Below are 16,274 nucleotides of genomic sequence, written 5' to 3'. Positions count from 1 at the left end.
TTCTGGGGGAGGGCGCAGGCTGGGGTTGCAAGCCGATCTCTCGAACCGCAGGCGGTGTTACTCGTGTCGCAGCTCTCCTCGTTTCCGCGTCCGTTGGGCACGGATGTGCCCAGCACTTGTGAGGTTCCGCATTTCGCTCCTGTGCGGGTTCGGGGTGGGCGGTATCAGGTGCGGCGGCTCGTTCGGCATCGGAGGCGGGCCTTGGCGGTCGGTCTCGCTGTGACCGCGGTGGCCCTTGTGGCGGCGGGGCCGAGGGAGAAGGAGAGGGAGAGGGAGAGGGATACGGGGGCTCGGGGGCGTGCGGTGGTGGATGCCGTGCGGGAGCGGCCCGTTGAGATGGTTGCGGCGCCTGTGCGGATTGCCGATGGTGCGACCGTGCGGTTGCTCAGGGCCGGGGACCGGGTCGACGTCGTCGCGGCCGAGCAGGGTGCGGTGGGGCCCGGTGACGCTCGTGTCGTCGCGCGTGGTGCGCGGGTTACCAAGGTGCCCGAGTCGCCGGACAGTGTGTCGGAGGGTGGGGCGTTGGTCGTCCTGTCCGTGCCTCGGCGGACGGCTACGTTGCTGGCCGGGGCCGGCGCGACCTCGCGGTTGGCGGTGACCCTGTGCTGACCATGGCCAGGATGGCTGCCGTCAGGCTGTCAAGTCCCTCGTTGGAGTTACGGAATTGGACAGCGCTGCCACGCCCTGACGTAGGTTGCGGAGCTGTTGATTCCACAGTTTGTGCGGCTGAAGAGGGGCTCCCTGGTGAGCGAGAAGAAGAAGGAACCTGGCGTCTGGGACGGCTTCAAGGCCTTCCTGATGCGCGGGAACGTCGTCGATCTGGCTGTCGCGGTGGTCATCGGCGCCGCCTTCACCAACATCGTCAACTCCGTGGTGAAGGGCGTGATCAATCCGCTGGTCGGCGCATTCGGCACCAAGGACCTCAACCAGTACAGCTCGTGTCTGAAGGACCCCTGCCGGTTCGACGAGGCGACGGGGACCGCGACGAGCGGTATCCCCATCATGTGGGGCAGCGTCCTCAGCGCGACGCTGACCTTCCTGATCACCGCGGCCGTCGTGTACTTCCTGATGGTGCTGCCGATGTCCAAGTACCTCGCCAAGCAGGCGGCCCGCCAGAAGGCGAAGGAGGGCACGCAGGAAGTGATCGAGGTGAGCGAGCTGGAGGTTCTGAAGGAGATCCGCGACGCCCTGGTGGCCCAGCGCGGCTCCGGGCACAACGAGCAGTAGTCGCGATTGTGGTTCTGGCTGCGGCAATCGCGGCAACGGTTGTGCCGGCAGTCGTCCGTGTTTTGCTTGCAGCCGTCCGTCGGGGGCGCGTCGTGGCTGCGGCCCTCGGGGGTCAGATGTGGTGGGGCGGCTTCTCGTCCAGGAAGCGGGCCAGGTCCGCCGCGCTGTCGCCGGTGGGCCGCTCGCCCCAGCCCTGGTCCGTGTCGTCGGTGGACGGCCGGCTCAGCGGGTCGTCGAAGACCAGCGCGGCCTTGGGGTCACGCGGTTCCGCGTCGGGGCGAGGGGACGGGGGTGTGGCGGGGGTAGTGCTCATACGTCCAGGGTACGGGGCGGTGTCTGGTGAACCAGGCGGAGCAAGGAGTCCTGCGAATGACCACCGTCACCGATGGCACCTATCCCGACACGCGCGTGCCGAACGGCGGCTACACGATCCTTGAGCTGCCGTCCCGGGAAGCAGCTCTTGAGTGGGCGGCGAAGATCGCGGTGGCGTGCCGCTGTTCGCAGGAAGTGCGGGCTTTCGGGTACGACCCCGCGTCCTGAGCGTCGGGTGGCGGGCCGGAGCTGGTCCGGCGTGCTTCTGGATTTTTGGAGCGTTTCTGCTGTGCTTGGGCGCATGACGCCCGATGCCTCTTCCGAATCCGGTCCGCGCCGCTCCCGAACCGTCCCCTCTTCTCGGCCCTTGCGCAGGATGACCGCGCGCGGGCGTGACGAGGCGCACCGGGTCGCGTCGCCGCTGGAGCTGTTCTTCGATCTGTGTTTCGTCGTGGCCATCGCCCAGGCGGGAGTGCAGCTGGTGCACTCCGTCGCGGAGGCGCACGCGGCCGAGGGCATCCTGAACTACGCGATGGTGTTCTTCGCCATCTGGTGGGCGTGGATGAACTTCACCTGGTTCGCCTCGGCGTACGACAACGACGACGTGCTGTACCGGGTCGTCACACTGATCCAGATCGCCGGTGTGCTGGTGCTGGCCGCCGGGGTGTCCCAGGCGTTCGAGGACCACGACTTCCTGCTGGTCCTGCTGGGCTACGTGATCATGCGGATGGCGCTGACCGCGCAGTGGCTGCGCGTGGCCCGGAACGCGGACGGCGCCGAGCGGCGGATGGCCTTGCGGTACGCGGGCGGGGTCCTGGTGTGCCAGGCCGGCTGGGTGGGGCTGGTGCTCCTGCCGGAGGCCGGCCGGCCGTGGCTGTTCCTGGTGATGGCGATCGCCGAGATGTGCGTCCCGTTGGTGGCGGAGAGGGAGTTCAGCACGGTCTGGCATCCGCACCACATCTCCGAGCGGTACGGGCTCTTCACGATCATCGTCCTCGGCGAGACCATCGCCGCGGCCACGATCGCGGTGAAGGTGGGAGTGGACGAGAACGACGCGTTGGGCGAGCTCCTCCCGATCGCCTCGGGCGGGCTGCTGATCATCTTCGCCGCGTGGTGGATCTACTTCGTCGTACCGATCCACGGCCATCTCAGCTCCAGCAGGAAGGCGTTCCTGTGGGGGTACGGCCACTACGTGATCTTCGCGTCGGCGGCGGCGATCGGTGCCGGGCTGGAGGTCGCTGTGGAGCAGGCGGTCGGCAAGGCGCACATCTCCACGTCGGCTGCGTCGGCCGCGGTGACGCTTCCGACGGCTCTGTTCCTCCTGATGGTGTGGGTGCTGCACGCCCGCCACTACAAGGTGGGCACGGCGCAACAACTGGTGCTGCCGGTCACGGCGTTGGCGGTGGCTCTGTGCACGTTCCTGGGTGACTGGGCGGTGTTCGCGGCCGGCGTGGTGGCCGCTCTTGCGGTGGTCGTGGGGGTGACGTTGACCGCCCGGATGGCCGCGCGGGAGGGGCGGGAGGAGGAGGCTGCCGGCGCGCCGGCCGCGTAGGGCGGGTCGACACTGGGCTTATGACAGTTGACGCTCTGACGGATGTGGCCGGGCTGCGCGTGGGGCACGCCACGAGGATCGGTGACGGTTGGCTCACCGGTACGACGGTTGTTCTCGCCCCGGATGGTGGCGCGGTCGCCGCGGTGGACGTGCGTGGTGGTGGGCCCGGCACCAAGGAGACCGACGCGCTCGATCCGCGCAATGTGGTGCGGAAGGTCGAGGCGCTCGTACTGACCGGTGGCAGCGCGTACGGGCTGGACTCGACGACGGGTGTGATGGCCTGGCTGGAGGAGCGGGGGCGCGGAGTGCGCGTCGGGCCCGATCCGCTGCACGTGGTGCCAGTCGTGCCGGCGGCCTGTGTCTTCGACCTCGGCCGGGGCGGCGACTTCCGGGCCAGGCCGGACGCGGCGACCGGCCGCGAGGCGGTGGAGGCCGCGGCGGCGAGCGAGCCGGGCGCGCCTGTTCCGGAGGGGTCCGTGGGCGCCGGGACGGGGGCGGCCGTCGGAATGATGAAGGGAGGGGTCGGCACCGCGAGTGCCGTGCTCGAATCGGGTGTCACGGTGGCGGCGCTGGTCGTGGCCAACGCGGCGGGGTCGGTGGTGGAGCCTGAGACAGGTGCGCTGTACGGGGAGTTGGTCCAGGGGCTGTTGGCCAGTCCGGCCGAGGAGGTTCACCGGGCGGCGCGGGTGCGGCTCGCCGAGGCCGCTGAGAAGAACAGTCTTCCCCCGCTGAACACCACCCTCGCGGTGGTCGCCACCGATGCCGACCTGTCGAAGGCGCAGGCCCAGAAGCTCGCGGGCACGGCGCACGACGGCATCGCGCGTGCCGTCCGGCCGGTGCATCTCCTCCACGACGGCGACACGGTGTTCGCGCTCGCGACGGGGGCGCGTCCCCTCGCGGAGGAGAACCCGCTCGCGCTCAACGACATCCTCGCCGCCGGCGCGGACCTGGTGACACGCGCGATCGTCCGGGCGGTACGGGCTGCCGAGTCGGTGGAGGGACCAGGAGGGATGTGGCCGGCGTACGGGGAGTTGTACGGGCGGCGATGAGGCGAGTTGCCGCTCCCGCCGACCCGGCCGAAGGCTTCTAGGGCGCCGGGGAGACGGCCTTCCGGAGGGTGTGCAGGCACAGGGTCAGGGCCTCGTGCTTGGTTCCGCCGGTGCGGCCTCGTTGCCAGGCCACGTACAGGAGGGACCACAGGGTCTGGACGATCCAGTCGACGTCCAGGGCGGGGTCGAAGGCGCCTTCGGCGTGGCCGCGTTCGATGAGGCGGGCGAGGGCGCGGTCGGCGTCGGTGTCCTCTTCCCAGCCTTCCCAGTTCCAGGTGGCCACCAGTGACTCGTCGAAGACGAGGGTGAGGGCGTCGCCGAGTTCGAAGAGTTCCTGGCAGAGCCGTTCCAGGGCGGCGAGTGCCGGGCCGTCCTCCAGGCGGCTGCGGTCGGTCGCGGCGGCGACCTTTTCGAGGACGTCGGCGCCCAGGGCCTTGAGGAGGTCGGAGCGCTCCGCGAAGTAGCGGTGGACGGTGGTGCGGCCGACGCCCGCCGCGGCGGCCACGTCACCGAGGGAGGCCCCGGAGTTCTTGGCCAGTACGACGGCGGCGGCGTCGAGGATGGCGCGCCTCGTGCGGCCTCGCGCGCCGCTCCTGGCGCTTACAGCGGTGTCCATGGGCTCCATGGGCACACACTGTAGCGCCGTTCCATAATAAAACAGCGTTGACAGTTTTGGAACATCAGTGTTCCACTCGTGAGCATGGTTGCTCCGGAGAGTCTGCGGGTTCTTGCTTCGTTCGCCCGGCCTCATCGGCGGACGCTGGTGGTCGGGCTGCTGCTTGCGCTGGCCGCGTCGGCGTTGGGTCTTGCCACGCCGATGGTGACCAAGTGGGTGCTGGACGCGCTCAACGACGGGAGTTCGCTGGGTGGCCCGGTGGTCGCGCTGCTCGTGCTGCTGGTGATCGGCGCGGTGCTGTACCGCGTGCAGTGGGTGCTGCTCGGCACGCTCGGCGAGCGGGTGGTGCTGGACGCCCGGGAGTCGATGGTGCGGCGGTACTTCCGGGCGACGATCCCCGCGGTGACCGCCCGACCGCCGGGCGAGCTGGTCTCACGGGCGGTCTCGGACACGGTGCTGCTGCGCGAGGCGGCCTCGTCCAGTGTGATCGGGCTGATCAACGGCGCGGTGATGCTGATCGGCACGCTGGTGCTGATGGGCTTTCTGGACCTGGTCCTGCTCGGCACCACGGTGGCTGCCGTGCTGGTGGTGATCGTCCTGTTCGCGGTGCTGATGCCCGGCATCGCGAAAGCGCAGGAGCGGGCGCAGGAGCACGTGGGCCGGGTCGGCGGCACCCTGGAGGGCACGCTGCGCGCGATCCGTACGGTCAAGGCGAGCGGCGCCGAGGACCGGCAGGCGGAGCGGATCGCGGCGGACGCGCGCGCCTCGGCGGCGTACGGCATCCGGGCGGTGCGGCTGGAGGCCACCGTATGGACCATCGCCTGGACCGGGATCCAGCTCGCGGTGATCCTCATCCTCGGCGTCGGCGCCTGGCGGGTCGGGGAAGGGCAGTTGGAGGTGTCCAGCCTGATCGCCTTCCTGCTCTACGCCTTCGGGCTCATGGAGCCGATCACGGAGCTGTCGGAGAACCTCACCGCGCTGCAGTCCGGCATCGCCGCGGCGGAACGGATCCGGGCGGTGGACGAGTTGGGCGCGGAGACGGACGGGCCGACTGTGACGGACGGGCCGAGCGGTCCCGTGCCGGACACGAGCGGTTCCGTGCCGGAGGAGAAGAGGGACCCGAGCGGCCCGGTGTTGGAGCTCAAGGGCGTCACGGCGTCCTACGGTCCCGGGCGGGAGCCTGCCGTGCGTGGGGTCGACCTGGTGGTGCCGGCCCGTGGGCACACGGCGATCGTCGGGCCCTCCGGGGCGGGCAAGACCACGGTCTTCTCCCTGCTGTTGCGTTTCCTGGAGCCGCAGGAGGGCGCGCTGCTGCTGGACGGCGTCCCGTACCACCGGCACAGCCACGCGGCGATCCGTTCCAGGCTGGCGTATGTGGAGCAGGACACCCCGGTCGTCCCCGGCACCATCCGCGACAACCTGCTCATCTCCCGGCCGGAGGCGGGCGAGGAGGAGCTGCGGCAGGTGCTCGCGGACGTGCGGCTGACGGAGAAGGTGGAGTCGCTGGACGAGGGACTGGACACGGAGTTGTCGACCGCGGCCGTCTCCGGCGGGGAGCGGCAGCGCATCGCTCTCGCGCGGGCGCTGCTGCGGAAGCCGGACGTACTGCTGCTCGACGAGGCGACGGCACAGCTCGACGCGCTCACGGAGTCGGCGGTCCACCACTGCGTCCGGCGGCGGGCTCGGGAACACGCGGTGGTGACGATCGCGCACCGGCTGTCGACGGTGATCGACGCGGACACGATCGTGGTGATGGACGCGGGCGGTGTCCGCGCCCGGGGCACCCATGACGAGCTGCTCGCCACGGACTCCCTCTACCGCGATCTGGTCGAGGCACTGCGCATCGCGGACGGGTCCCCCGCCGACGCCCCCGCCAAGACCCCGGCCGCATAAGGCGATTGTCCCGAATCTGTCACGTGATGGTGTTGATGGCGGGCTGTGGGAACCCGGGCGGGCGATGTTCCCCTCCTTCTCCATGGATCCGATCTTTCTCCACGGAACGGAGCGGATCACCCCCAACCGCGAGAACTGGAGCAGCCCGTGACAACGCCGGACACAACAGCGAGGCGCGCGCTGGTGGCCTGTGCCGCCCTGATGATCGGCGCCCTGACCCTCACCGCGTGCGGCGGCGACGCCAAGGCCGACAACAAGTCCGAGGACAAGAACGGCGACACCAAGTCCTCGGCGGCGAAGATCCTCATCTCCGCCAAGGACGGCTCGACGGCGGCGTCGATCAACTCGACCGGGGTGAAGGTCAGCGACGGCAGGCTGACCGAGGTGGCGATGAAGGAGTCGGCCACAGGGGCGGCCGTACCGGGGACGCTCGCGGCGAACGGGAAGAGCTGGAAGCCGAAGGAGCAGCTGGAGCGCGGGACCAAATACCAGATATCGGCCACCGCGAAGGACGGCGACGGGAAGCCCTCGGCGGCCAACTCCATCTTCACGACGGTGTCCACGGACAACAGCTTCATCGGGACCTACACGCCCGACGGTGGCACGAAGGTCGGCGTCGGAATGCCGGTGTCGTTCACCTTCGACAAGGCGATCGGCGACGGCAGGTTCAGGAAGGACGTGCAGTCGCACATCACCGTCACGTCCAGCAGCGGACAGAAGGTGGTCGGGCACTGGTACGGCGCGCAGCGGCTGGACTTCCGGCCCCAGGCGTACTGGAAGGCCGGCTCCAAGGTCACCATGAAGATCGACCTGGACGGCGTCGAGGGCGCGAACGGTGTCTACGGGGTGCAGGACAAGACGGTCACCTTCACGGTCGGGCGCTCCCAGGTGTCCACGGTCGACGTCAACACCCAGACCATGACGGTCGTTCGTGACGGCAGGACCGTCAAGACGATCCCGATCTCGGCGGGCAGCCCGGACAACAGCACGTACAACGGGCAGATGGTGATCTCGGAGAAGTTCCGGCAGACGCGGATGAACGGGTCGACGGTCGGCTACGGCGGCGAGTACGACATCGCGGACGTGCCGAACGCGATGCGGCTGACGACGTCGGGGACCTTCATCCACGGCAACTACTGGTACAACAAGGGCAATCCGCCCTTCGGGAAGCAGGGCACCAGCCATGGCTGCGTGGGCATGGCGGACGTGCAGGGCGCGGGCGGCGACACGGTCGCCAAGTGGTTCTTCGACAACTCGCTCGTAGGCGACGTCGTGACCGTCAAGAACTCCCCCGACAAGACGGTCGCACCGGACAACGGTCTCAACGGCTGGAACATGGCATGGAGTGCCTGGACCGCGGGAAGTGCCCTCTGACCAAGGGGTTTTGAGGCTTCGACGGGCCGTGTGGGAACTCCTCACACGGCCCCGGCGTTTTCCGTGCGTACGTTTTCTCGGTTCCCGGACATGATGTCCGCCCGAGGGGCTACGGTATGCACCCACAAGGTGACATGCAGCAACGCCGGGAGAAGCCTTGAGCGTTCCGTACGAGACGACAGCGTACGAGCCAGCCGAGTCGCCCGAGTCTCCGGAGGAGCATCTCGCGCGGCTCCTCGGCCGTGCCCTGAACTCCTTCGAGCTGCCGGACGAGACGATACGGCGGCTGGACCGGGCACTGGCCCACGACAGTTCGCTGCACTCCGCGCACCACAGCGCGGGGCTGCACCGCGAGACGTACCGGCACACCTGGCTGCTGGCCGATGGGAGCGCGCTCACGCTCTGGGAGCTCGTCCACAACACCGCGCCGGGCCGCGACACGCAGCACGAGGTGTACGAGGACGAGGAGGAGCTGCGTACCGCGACAGGGCGGCTGCCGCTTCCCGCGGACGCCCCGGACTTCGAACTGCCCGCGCTGGTGCTGGTGTCGCACGTCCCCGATCCGCTGCACGCGTACGTTCCCGACGACTCCGCGGATCACGGGCGGCGGCTGCTGCGGCGCGCGGAGAACTCGGACCGGCCGGGCGAGGACATGGCCGATCTGCTGCGGATGGCGTTCGCGCACCAGATCACCCAGGCCTTCGGGCGGCCGTGCCGGGCCGGTGAGCGGGGGATGTGCTTCTCGCTCTACGAGCACGCGTTCCTGCTCCACGACGGGCGGGAGCTGTCCCTGTGGGAGGTCGAGCACACGGCTACGCCCGACGGGCGGCACATGTGTGAGGTGTATCCGTCCGAGGAGGACGCGCGGGACGCCATGGAACGGCGTGCGTCTGCCTCCGGCGGTTAGGCGGGATTCGGCCGCGTCGTAGTCTGCGGGTTGGCTGGCCGCGCCCACGCGGCGGAGCCGCAAATCGATACAGCCCCGCGCCCCTAAAAGCCGCTGTCGGCCCTGACCGCTTGAAGAGGCACCCAGCGCCCCTGAGGAGTACGACGGTGGGCCGGGACTTCTCAAGTCCCGGCCCACCGTCGTTTTCGCTCCTCAGCGGAGCGTTCAGGCTGCTATCGGTTCCTTCTTCTGGGTGGCCGTCGGGGCCTCCGGGGTCTTGTCCTCGTCGCCGTCCAGGGGCGTCCTGCGCATGCCCTTCAGGACGATGACCAGGCCCGCCGTGACCGCTGTGCCGATCGCGATGGCGAGCAGGTAGAGGAACGGCTTGCCGATCAGGAAGGTGACCCAGATGCCGCCGTGCGGGGCGCGCAGGGTCGAGCCGAAGGCCATGGTCAGGGCGCCGGTGACCGCGCCGCCCGCCATCGAGGCGGGGATGACCCGCAGTGGGTCGGCCGCCGCGAACGGGATCGCGCCCTCGGTGATGAAGGAGGCTCCGAGGACCCAGGCGGCCTTGCCGTTCTCCCGCTCCGCCGTGGTGAACAGCTTCCTGCGGATCGTGGTGGCCAGGGCCATGCCCAGCGGCGGGACCATGCCGGCCGCCATGACCGTCGCCATGATCTTCATCGCGGACCCGCTCGGGTCCTGGACGGCGATACCGCCCGTGGCGAAGGCGTACGCGACCTTGTTGACCGGGCCGCCGAGGTCGAAGCACATCATCAGGCCGAGCAGCACACCGAGCAGGACGGCGTTGGTGCCGGAGAGGCCGGACAGCCAGTCCGTCATGGCCTTCTGTGCCTCGGCGATCGGCTTGCCGATGACGATGAACATCAGGAAGCCGACGATGATCGAGGAGACCAGTGGGATCACGACCACCGGCATGATGCCGCGCAGCACCGGTGGGATCTTGATCCGCTGGATGGCGAGGACGACACCACCGGCCAGCAGGCCCGCGGCCAGACCGCCGAGGAAGCCCGCGGCGATGTTGGCGGAGATCATGCCGCCGACGAATCCGGGCACGAGACCTGGCCGGTCCGCCATGCCGTACGCGATGTAACCGGCGAGGACGGGGATCAGGAAGCCGAAGGCGACGCCGCCGATCTGGAAGAGCAGCGCGGCCCAGCTGTCGACCTGGCCCCAGTTGAAGACCTCGGTGACCGGCTTGGCCTCGTTGATCTGGTAGCCGCCGATCGCGAACCCGAGCGCGATCAGCAGACCGCCCGCGGCCACGAACGGAACCATGTAACTCACGCCGGACATCAGCCACTTGCGGAGCTTGGTGCCGTAGCCCTCACCGGGCTCGCCGGCCCGCTGCACGGGCGTACCGCCGCCGGGCCCGGCAGCCGCCGTGACCTCGCCGCGCTCGGCCTTGCCGCGCACCTGGGCGATCAGCTCGGCGGGCTTGTTGATGCCCGCCTTCACGCCGACGTCCACGGTCGGCTTCCCGGCGAACCGGTCCTTCTCCCGTACGGGCATGTCGTGCGCGAAGATCACGCCGTCCGCCGCGGCGATGACGGCCGGGTCGAGCCGGCTGAAACCGGCCGAACCCTGCGTCTCGACGACGACCTCGACGTCACCGGCGGCACGTCCCGCGTTCTCCAGCGACTCGGCCGCCATGTAGGTGTGCGCGATACCGGTGGGGCAGGAGGTGACGGCGACGATACGGAACGGTCGCCCGCCCGTCCCTTCGGAGGCACCCTCGTCGTCCGTACCGGCGGGTGCGGGGGCCGGGGCGGGCGCGGTCCCGGACGCCGCCTCGGAGTCGGCCGAGGAGTCACCGGCACCCTCAGAGTCCTCGGCACCCGGCTCGGCAGCCGCAGTTGCGGCCGCGGTGGCGGGTGCGGCTGCAGCGGCGGGCTCATCGCCGCTGATCAGGGCGGCGGCCCCCGCCGCGTCGCCCACCGACCGCAGCGCGGAGGTGAACTCGGCGTTCATCAGCTGGCGGGCCAGTGACGACAGGATCGTGAGGTGGGCGTCGTCCGCGCCGGCCGGGGCGGCGATCAGGAAGATCAGGTCGGCGGGGCCGTCCGGCGCGCCGAAGTCGATCCCGGCCGCGCTGCGCCCGAAGGCGAGCGTCGGCTCGGTGACGTGCTCGCTGCGGCAGTGCGGGATGCCGATGCCGCCGTCGAGACCGGTCGGCATCTGGGCCTCACGGGCGGCGACGTCGGCAAGGAAGCCGTCCAGGTCGGTCACCCGGCCCAGGGACACCATGCGCTCGGCGAGGGCGCGCGCCGCCGCTTCCTTCGTATCGGCGGACAGGTCGAGATCGACCAGGTCCGCGGTGATCATCTCGCTCATCGCGGGCTCCTTCGCACGCGTATCGCCCGGGGAACGTTGTGGGCGAGGGTGGGGACGGGGGTGCCGCGGTCGAAAACCGCGACGGTTACGGGGACTTCGGGTATTACGGGGTGTGCTGAGACGGGGCCGGGGCCGGGGAAGCCCCGCTTCCGTACGGCGGCGGCTGCGGCGGGTAAGGGGAGTCCCCGCCGCATCAGGGCCGGTTCGTGGGTTGTGCGGAAGTCCGTACGCGGGAGTGGACAGCCCGTGTGCGGCAGTCGGCGGCCGGTCATGACACCGGCTCCGTCAGTACGCGGTCCACGGGGATCTCGGACGTGACGGTCACCGCGGACGGGTCGAGGTCCGCCGGGCTCGGCATCACGCTGCCCGGAAGCTGGACGGCAGCCGCGCCATGGGCCACCGCGGAGGCGAGCGCGCCGGGACCGCTGCCGCCGGCGATGAGGAATCCGGCGAGCGAGGAGTCTCCCGCGCCCACATTGCTGCGTACGACGTCGACGCGCGCCCCTGCGAACCACGCGCCCTCCTCGCTGACGAGCAGCTGCCCGTCGGCGCCGAGGGAGGCGAGCACGGCACGGGCGCCCAGCTCTCGCAGTTCCTCGGCGGCCTTGACCGCGTCGCCGACCGTGGCGAGGGGGCGGCCGACGGCCTCGGCGAGTTCCTCGGCGTTGGGCTTGACGACGTCGGGCCGCTCGCGGAGGGCCGCGAGGAGCGCGGGTCCCGAGGTGTCGAGCGCGATACGGGCGCCCGCCCGGTGGGCACGGGCGACGATCTCGGCGTACCAGGAGGGGGCGAGGCCGCGCGGCAGGCTGCCGCAGCAGGCGATCCAGTCCGCGTCGCCGGACTGCTCGCGCACGGTCTCCAGGAGCAACTCCTCCTCGGCGGAGGTGAGTTCGGGCCCTGGTGCGTTGATCTTCGTCAGTACGCCGTCGGCCTCGGCGAGCGCGATGTTCGAGCGGGTCGCTCCGGCGACCGGGACCGGTGCGACCTCGATGCCCTGGGCGTCGAGGAGGTCGGCGACGAGCGCGCCGGGCGCTCCGCCGAGCGGCAGCACGGCGACGGTGCGCCGGCCGGCCGCCGCGACGGCCCGCGAGACGTTGACGCCCTTGCCGCCCGGGTCCATGCGCTCGCCGGTGGCCCGTATGACCTCGCCGCGGTCGAGCGAGGGGACCTCGTACGTACGGTCCAGGGACGGGTTCGGGGTGACGGTGAGGATCATGCGCGCACTACTTCCGTGCCGCCGCGCTCGATGGCGGTCGCGTCTTCGGGGCTCAGCCCGCTGTCGGTGATCAACAGGTCCACTTCACTGAGGTCGCCGAAGCGCGCGAAGTGTTCCTGGCCGTGCTTGGCCGAGTCGGCGAGCAGCACCACGCGGCGCGCGGCGGAGAGCGCGGCGCGCTTCACGGCCGCCTCGGCGAGGTCCGGGGTGGTCAGTCCGTGCTCGATGGAGAAGCCGTTCGCCGCGAGGAAGACGACGTCCGCGCGGATCTCCCCGTACGCCCGCAGCGCCCAGGCGTCGACCGCCGCGCGCGTACGGTGCCGGACGCGGCCCCCGATGAGATGGAGCTGCATGCCGGGGTGGTCGGCGAGGCGGGCCGCGATGGGGAGGCTGTGTGTCACGACGGTGAGCGTCGCCTCCAGCGGGAGGGCCCCGGCGAGGCGGGCGATGGTCGTGCCCGCGTCGAGGATCATCGTGCCCTTGTCCGGCAGTTCGGCCACGGCCGCCTTGGCGATGCGGTCCTTCTCGTCGGCCGCGGTGGTCTCGCGCTCGGCGAGGTCGGGCTCGAAGTCGAGCCGCCCGGCCGGGATGGCACCGCCGTGGACCCGGCGGAGCAGTCCCGCCCGGTCGAGGGCCTTGAGATCCCGCCGGATCGTCTCCGCCGTGACCTGGAACTCCTCCGCCAGCGACACGACATCCACACGGCCGCCGTCACGTGCGAGTCGGAGGATCTCCTGCTGTCGCTCCGGTGCGTACATGTCCGTTCGCCTCCGCTCAGTGCCCGAACCTGTGGTTTCAGCGTGAGGCTACGCCCAGATTTCCGCAAAGTAAACAGGTTCGGGCATGGATGTGGGCATGAACGGACATCGAACCGGGCGTGGACGGCATACGGCGAGGCCCGGCNNGCCGGGCCTCGCCGTATGCCGGATCCAGCCGATCGCTGTCGTCAGTCGCTGCCGTCGGTCGCTGTCGTCGACCGCTGTCGTCAGCCGACGAGTTCGGGTGCCTTGTCGAGCGGCGTGCTGCTCGGGGTTCCGGCGGTCTCCGCTCCCTCCACGTGCTGGGCGGGCCGCTTCGGGAGGGCGAACATCAGCAGGAAGATGGCCGTCATCACGACGGCGACCCAGACCAGCGCGTTCTGGAAGGCGTCGACGAAGGCGGGGCCGACCTCGGGTGCGGGCAGGTGGTCGGACATCGAGCCGAAGAAGACGACGGAGACCAGGCCGAGGCCGAGGGCGTTGCCCATCTGCTGAACCGTGTTGATCAGGCCGGACGCCGAACCGGAGTGCTCGCGCGGCACCTCGGAGAGGATCGCGTCCGTCAGCGGGGCCACGATCAGGCCCATGCCGGCCCCCATGACGACCAGCGGAAGCGCCATCTGCCAGGAGGAGATGGACATGCCGTACCGCTCGGCCTCCCAGATGTAGAGCAGGACACCGGCCGCCATGGTCAGCGCGCCCGCCTGGAGCACCTTCCGCCCGAACCTCGGCACCAGCATCTGCACGGACATGCCCGCCGCCGCCGAGACCGCGATCGAGAAGGGAACGCCGGTCAGACCGGCCCGCAGCACGCTCCAGCCGAGGCCCACCTGCATGTAGAGCGTCCAGACCAGGAAGAAGATGCCGAGGCCGACCCCGAAGACCGTCTGCACGGCGATACCCGCGGCGAAGCTCTTCACCTTGAAGAGGGAGAGCTCGACGAGCGGGGAACCGTCGCGCGCCGCCTTCCTCTTCTCGTACGCCACCAGCGCCGCGAAGACCACGAGGGCGCCGGCCATCACGACGTACCCCCACACCGGCCAGCCCAGCTCGCGGCCGCGGGTCAGCGGGTAGAGCAGCATCAGCAGACCGAGGGTGACGAGCACGACGCCGACGAGGTCGAGCTTGAGGGCGTGCGGGGCCTTGGACTCGGTGATGAACTTCCGGCCGAGGACGAGGCCCGCGATGCCGACCGGCAGGTTGATGAGGAAGATCGGCCGCCACTCCAGGCCCAACAGGTTCCACTCGGTGAGCAGCGCGCCCAGGATCGGGCCCGAGACCGCGCCGAGTCCCACGATCGCGCCGAACATCCCGAAGACCTTGCCCCGCTCGTGCGCCGGGAACGTGGCGTGCACGATCGACAGCACCTGCGGCACCATCAGCGCGGCCATGGCTCCCTGGAGGATGCGGGAGGCGACGAGCATGTCCGGGTTCACCGCGAAGCCGCAGAGCGCGGACGCGAGCGTGAATCCGCCGATGCCGATGAGGAACAGCCGCTTGCGGCCGTAGATGTCACCGAGCCTGCCGCCGGTGATCAGGCCGGCCGCGAAGGCCAGCGCGTAGCCGGCCGTTATCCACTGGATGTGGCTGAAGGACGCGCCCTCGTCCCGCTGGATCGACGGGATCGCGACGTTGACGATCGTGACGTCGACCAGGTCCATGAAGGCCGCGGTCATCACGATGGCGAGCGCGAACCAGCGCCGGCGGTCGGCCTCCGGCCGGGGGGACGCGAGAGTGCTGCTGGAAGAGGTCATGTTTTGAAGGTAGGGGGGATGTAGGTCAGGTCATGTCCTAGTGGTGGAGCATCCTCGGAGGAAGCGAGAAGGCAACAAGCAGGAACCCGGAAGCAGGAACCAGGAGAGGGAGACTCCCATGAGCACCGACACCCCGGCACGGCTCCTTCAGTTGCTGTCTCTTCTTCAGACTCCGCGGGAGTGGCCCGGCGGGGAGTTGTCCGAGCGGCTGGGAGTTTCGCGGCGGACCGTGCGGCGGGATGTGGACCGGCTGCGGGAGCTCGGCTATCCGGTGCAGGCGACGATGGGCGCGGACGGCGGGTACCGGCTGGTGGCCGGCAAGGCCATGCCGCCGCTGGTCCTCGACGACGAGGAGGCGGTGGCGATCGCGGTCGGGCTGCGGGCCGGTGCGGGGCACGCCGTCGAGGGCGTGGACGAGGCGTCCGTACGGGCGCTGGCCAAGCTCGAACAGGTCCTGCCGAGCCGCCTGAGGCATCGCGTCTCCACCCTGCAGGCCGCGACCACTCCCCTGACCAGCGGCGACGGTGCGAGCATCGCGCCCGAGACGCTGACCGTGATGGCCTCGACGATCGCGGGGCGGGAGTTGCTGCGGTTCGCGTACCGGGCGAAGGACGGGGCGGAGAGCCGGCGCCGGATCGAGCCGTACCGGCTCGTGTCGACCGGCCTCCGCTGGTACCTCGTCGCGTACGACCTCGACCGCGAGGACTGGCGTACGTTCCGGGTCGACCGGGTGACCGACCCGTTCGCGACCGGGGCCCGATTCACGCCGCGCGAGATGCCGACGGGGAGCGCGGCCGAGTATCTGCGGCAGTCGATGCAGCGGCGGCAGGAGACGTACGAGTTCGCGGTGACGTTCGCCGCCCCCGCGGAGTTCATCGCCGCACGGCTGCCGGGGTGGCTCGGGGCGCCCGAGCCTGTCGACGACCGGAGCTGTCGGCTGCGGAGTTCCTCCGGGGATGCCGTGGAGTGGCTGGCGGTGCGCCTCGCGATGCTGGACTGCGAGTTCACCGTGCATGAGCCGGTTGAACTCGTCGAGTATGTCCGGCAGTTGGGGGGCCGACTGAGCCGGGCGACTGCGTCGAGCTGAGCGGTTCGACGGCGTCGAGCTGAGCGGTTCGACGGCGTCGAGCTGAGCCGGGCGAGAGCGGGGCCGAAAGGTGCGGGTCCGCTGTGGCTGGCCGCGCAGTTCCCCGCGCCCCTGAGGTATCTCAGCCCCTCCGGCGCTTGAGGAGCGGAGGCTCGGGAGCGGAGCCCCTGAGGTACTTCAGCCCCTCCGGCGTTT

General features: G+C 70.4%; 15 protein-coding genes. 9 read left to right on the top strand and 6 right to left on the bottom strand.

Translation table 11 applies throughout. The features are described 5' to 3' along the window. The first annotated feature begins 54 nt into the window (after positions 1–54). Positions 55–609 (top strand): hypothetical protein, encoded by a 555-nt coding sequence (locus AOK17_RS04530; RefSeq protein WP_245697008.1) that lies wholly within the window; start codon positions 55–57, stop codon positions 607–609. Positions 610–798: 189 nt separating this feature from the next. Next, positions 799–1,227: a large conductance mechanosensitive channel protein MscL gene (locus tag AOK17_RS04525; protein WP_055610980.1), complete on the top strand. Its 429-nt coding sequence runs from the start codon at positions 799–801 to the stop codon at positions 1,225–1,227. Positions 1,228–1,339: 112 nt separating this feature from the next. Here the strand turns inward: AOK17_RS04525 and AOK17_RS04520 are convergent, their stop codons facing one another. Then, the gene (locus tag AOK17_RS04520; protein ID WP_055610975.1) at positions 1,340–1,540 is read right to left on the bottom strand and encodes a hypothetical protein; all 201 of its coding nucleotides are present in this window, start codon (positions 1,538–1,540) and stop codon (positions 1,340–1,342) included. 26 nt (positions 1,541–1,566) lie between these two features. On the opposite strand from AOK17_RS04520, the gene AOK17_RS04515 reads away from it, so the two are divergent. From AOK17_RS04515 to AOK17_RS04505, 3 genes are all read left to right on the top strand, one after another. Continuing rightward, positions 1,567–1,767, top strand: a complete 201-nt coding sequence (locus tag AOK17_RS04515; protein ID WP_281198578.1) for a YciI family protein — start codon at positions 1,567–1,569, stop codon at positions 1,765–1,767. 73 nt (positions 1,768–1,840) lie between these two features. Then, complete coding sequence (locus AOK17_RS04510; RefSeq protein WP_055610974.1) at positions 1,841–3,091, top strand: low temperature requirement protein A; 1,251 nt, start codon at positions 1,841–1,843, stop codon at positions 3,089–3,091. 20 nt (positions 3,092–3,111) lie between these two features. Beyond that, positions 3,112–4,140 (top strand): P1 family peptidase, encoded by a 1,029-nt coding sequence (locus AOK17_RS04505; RefSeq protein ID WP_055610973.1) that lies wholly within the window; start codon positions 3,112–3,114, stop codon positions 4,138–4,140. 37 nt (positions 4,141–4,177) lie between these two features. On the opposite strand, the gene AOK17_RS04500 is transcribed toward AOK17_RS04505, so the two are convergent. After that, positions 4,178–4,756, bottom strand: coding sequence for a TetR/AcrR family transcriptional regulator (locus tag AOK17_RS04500; protein WP_055610979.1), 579 nt, complete (start codon positions 4,754–4,756; stop codon positions 4,178–4,180). An 84-nt stretch (positions 4,757–4,840) separates the two neighbouring features. Here AOK17_RS04500 and AOK17_RS04495 point away from each other — a divergent pair, with 84 nt between their 5' ends. The 3 genes from AOK17_RS04495 to AOK17_RS04485 all read left to right on the top strand — a co-directional run bounded on the left by AOK17_RS04495 (position 4,841) and on the right by AOK17_RS04485 (position 8,930). After that, complete coding sequence (locus AOK17_RS04495) at positions 4,841–6,649, top strand: ABC transporter ATP-binding protein (protein WP_245697006.1); 1,809 nt, start codon at positions 4,841–4,843, stop codon at positions 6,647–6,649. Positions 6,650–6,796: 147 nt separating this feature from the next. Next, positions 6,797–8,023 (top strand): L,D-transpeptidase, encoded by a 1,227-nt coding sequence (locus AOK17_RS04490; RefSeq protein WP_079052787.1) that lies wholly within the window; start codon positions 6,797–6,799, stop codon positions 8,021–8,023. Between the two features lie 157 nt (positions 8,024–8,180). Then, a complete protein-coding gene (locus AOK17_RS04485; RefSeq protein ID WP_055610972.1) occupies positions 8,181–8,930 on the top strand; it encodes a DUF6227 family protein in 750 nt (249 codons plus the stop codon). A 204-nt stretch (positions 8,931–9,134) separates the two neighbouring features. On the opposite strand, the gene AOK17_RS04480 is transcribed toward AOK17_RS04485, so the two are convergent. From AOK17_RS04480 to AOK17_RS04465, 4 genes are all read right to left on the bottom strand, one after another. Continuing rightward, complete coding sequence (locus tag AOK17_RS04480) at positions 9,135–11,264, bottom strand: PTS fructose transporter subunit IIABC (RefSeq protein WP_055610971.1); 2,130 nt, start codon at positions 11,262–11,264, stop codon at positions 9,135–9,137. A gap of 268 nt (positions 11,265–11,532) precedes the next feature. Next, positions 11,533–12,480 carry a 1-phosphofructokinase gene (pfkB, locus tag AOK17_RS04475; protein ID WP_055610970.1) on the bottom strand — a complete coding sequence of 316 codons (948 nt, stop codon included), beginning with the start codon at positions 12,478–12,480 and terminating at the stop codon, positions 11,533–11,535. Continuing rightward, complete coding sequence (locus tag AOK17_RS04470; RefSeq protein ID WP_055610969.1) at positions 12,477–13,238, bottom strand: DeoR/GlpR family DNA-binding transcription regulator; 762 nt, start codon at positions 13,236–13,238, stop codon at positions 12,477–12,479. Before AOK17_RS04470 ends, pfkB begins: the two co-directional genes overlap by 4 nt. Positions 13,239–13,465: 227 nt before the next feature. Beyond that, positions 13,466–14,992 (bottom strand): MFS transporter, encoded by a 1,527-nt coding sequence (locus AOK17_RS04465; protein WP_055610968.1) that lies wholly within the window; start codon positions 14,990–14,992, stop codon positions 13,466–13,468. A gap of 118 nt (positions 14,993–15,110) precedes the next feature. Here AOK17_RS04465 and AOK17_RS04460 point away from each other — a divergent pair, with 118 nt between their 5' ends. Beyond that, on the top strand, positions 15,111–16,079 hold the full coding sequence (locus AOK17_RS04460; RefSeq protein ID WP_055610967.1) for a helix-turn-helix transcriptional regulator: 969 nt from the start codon (positions 15,111–15,113) through the stop codon (positions 16,077–16,079). The last annotated feature ends 195 nt before the right edge of the window (positions 16,080–16,274 follow it).

The sequence above is a fragment of the Streptomyces phaeochromogenes genome, assembly GCF_001418655.1.
GTDB lineage: Bacteria > Actinomycetota > Actinomycetes > Streptomycetales > Streptomycetaceae > Streptomyces > Streptomyces phaeochromogenes.
This window is presented reverse-complemented; position numbering and strand designations above follow the sequence as displayed.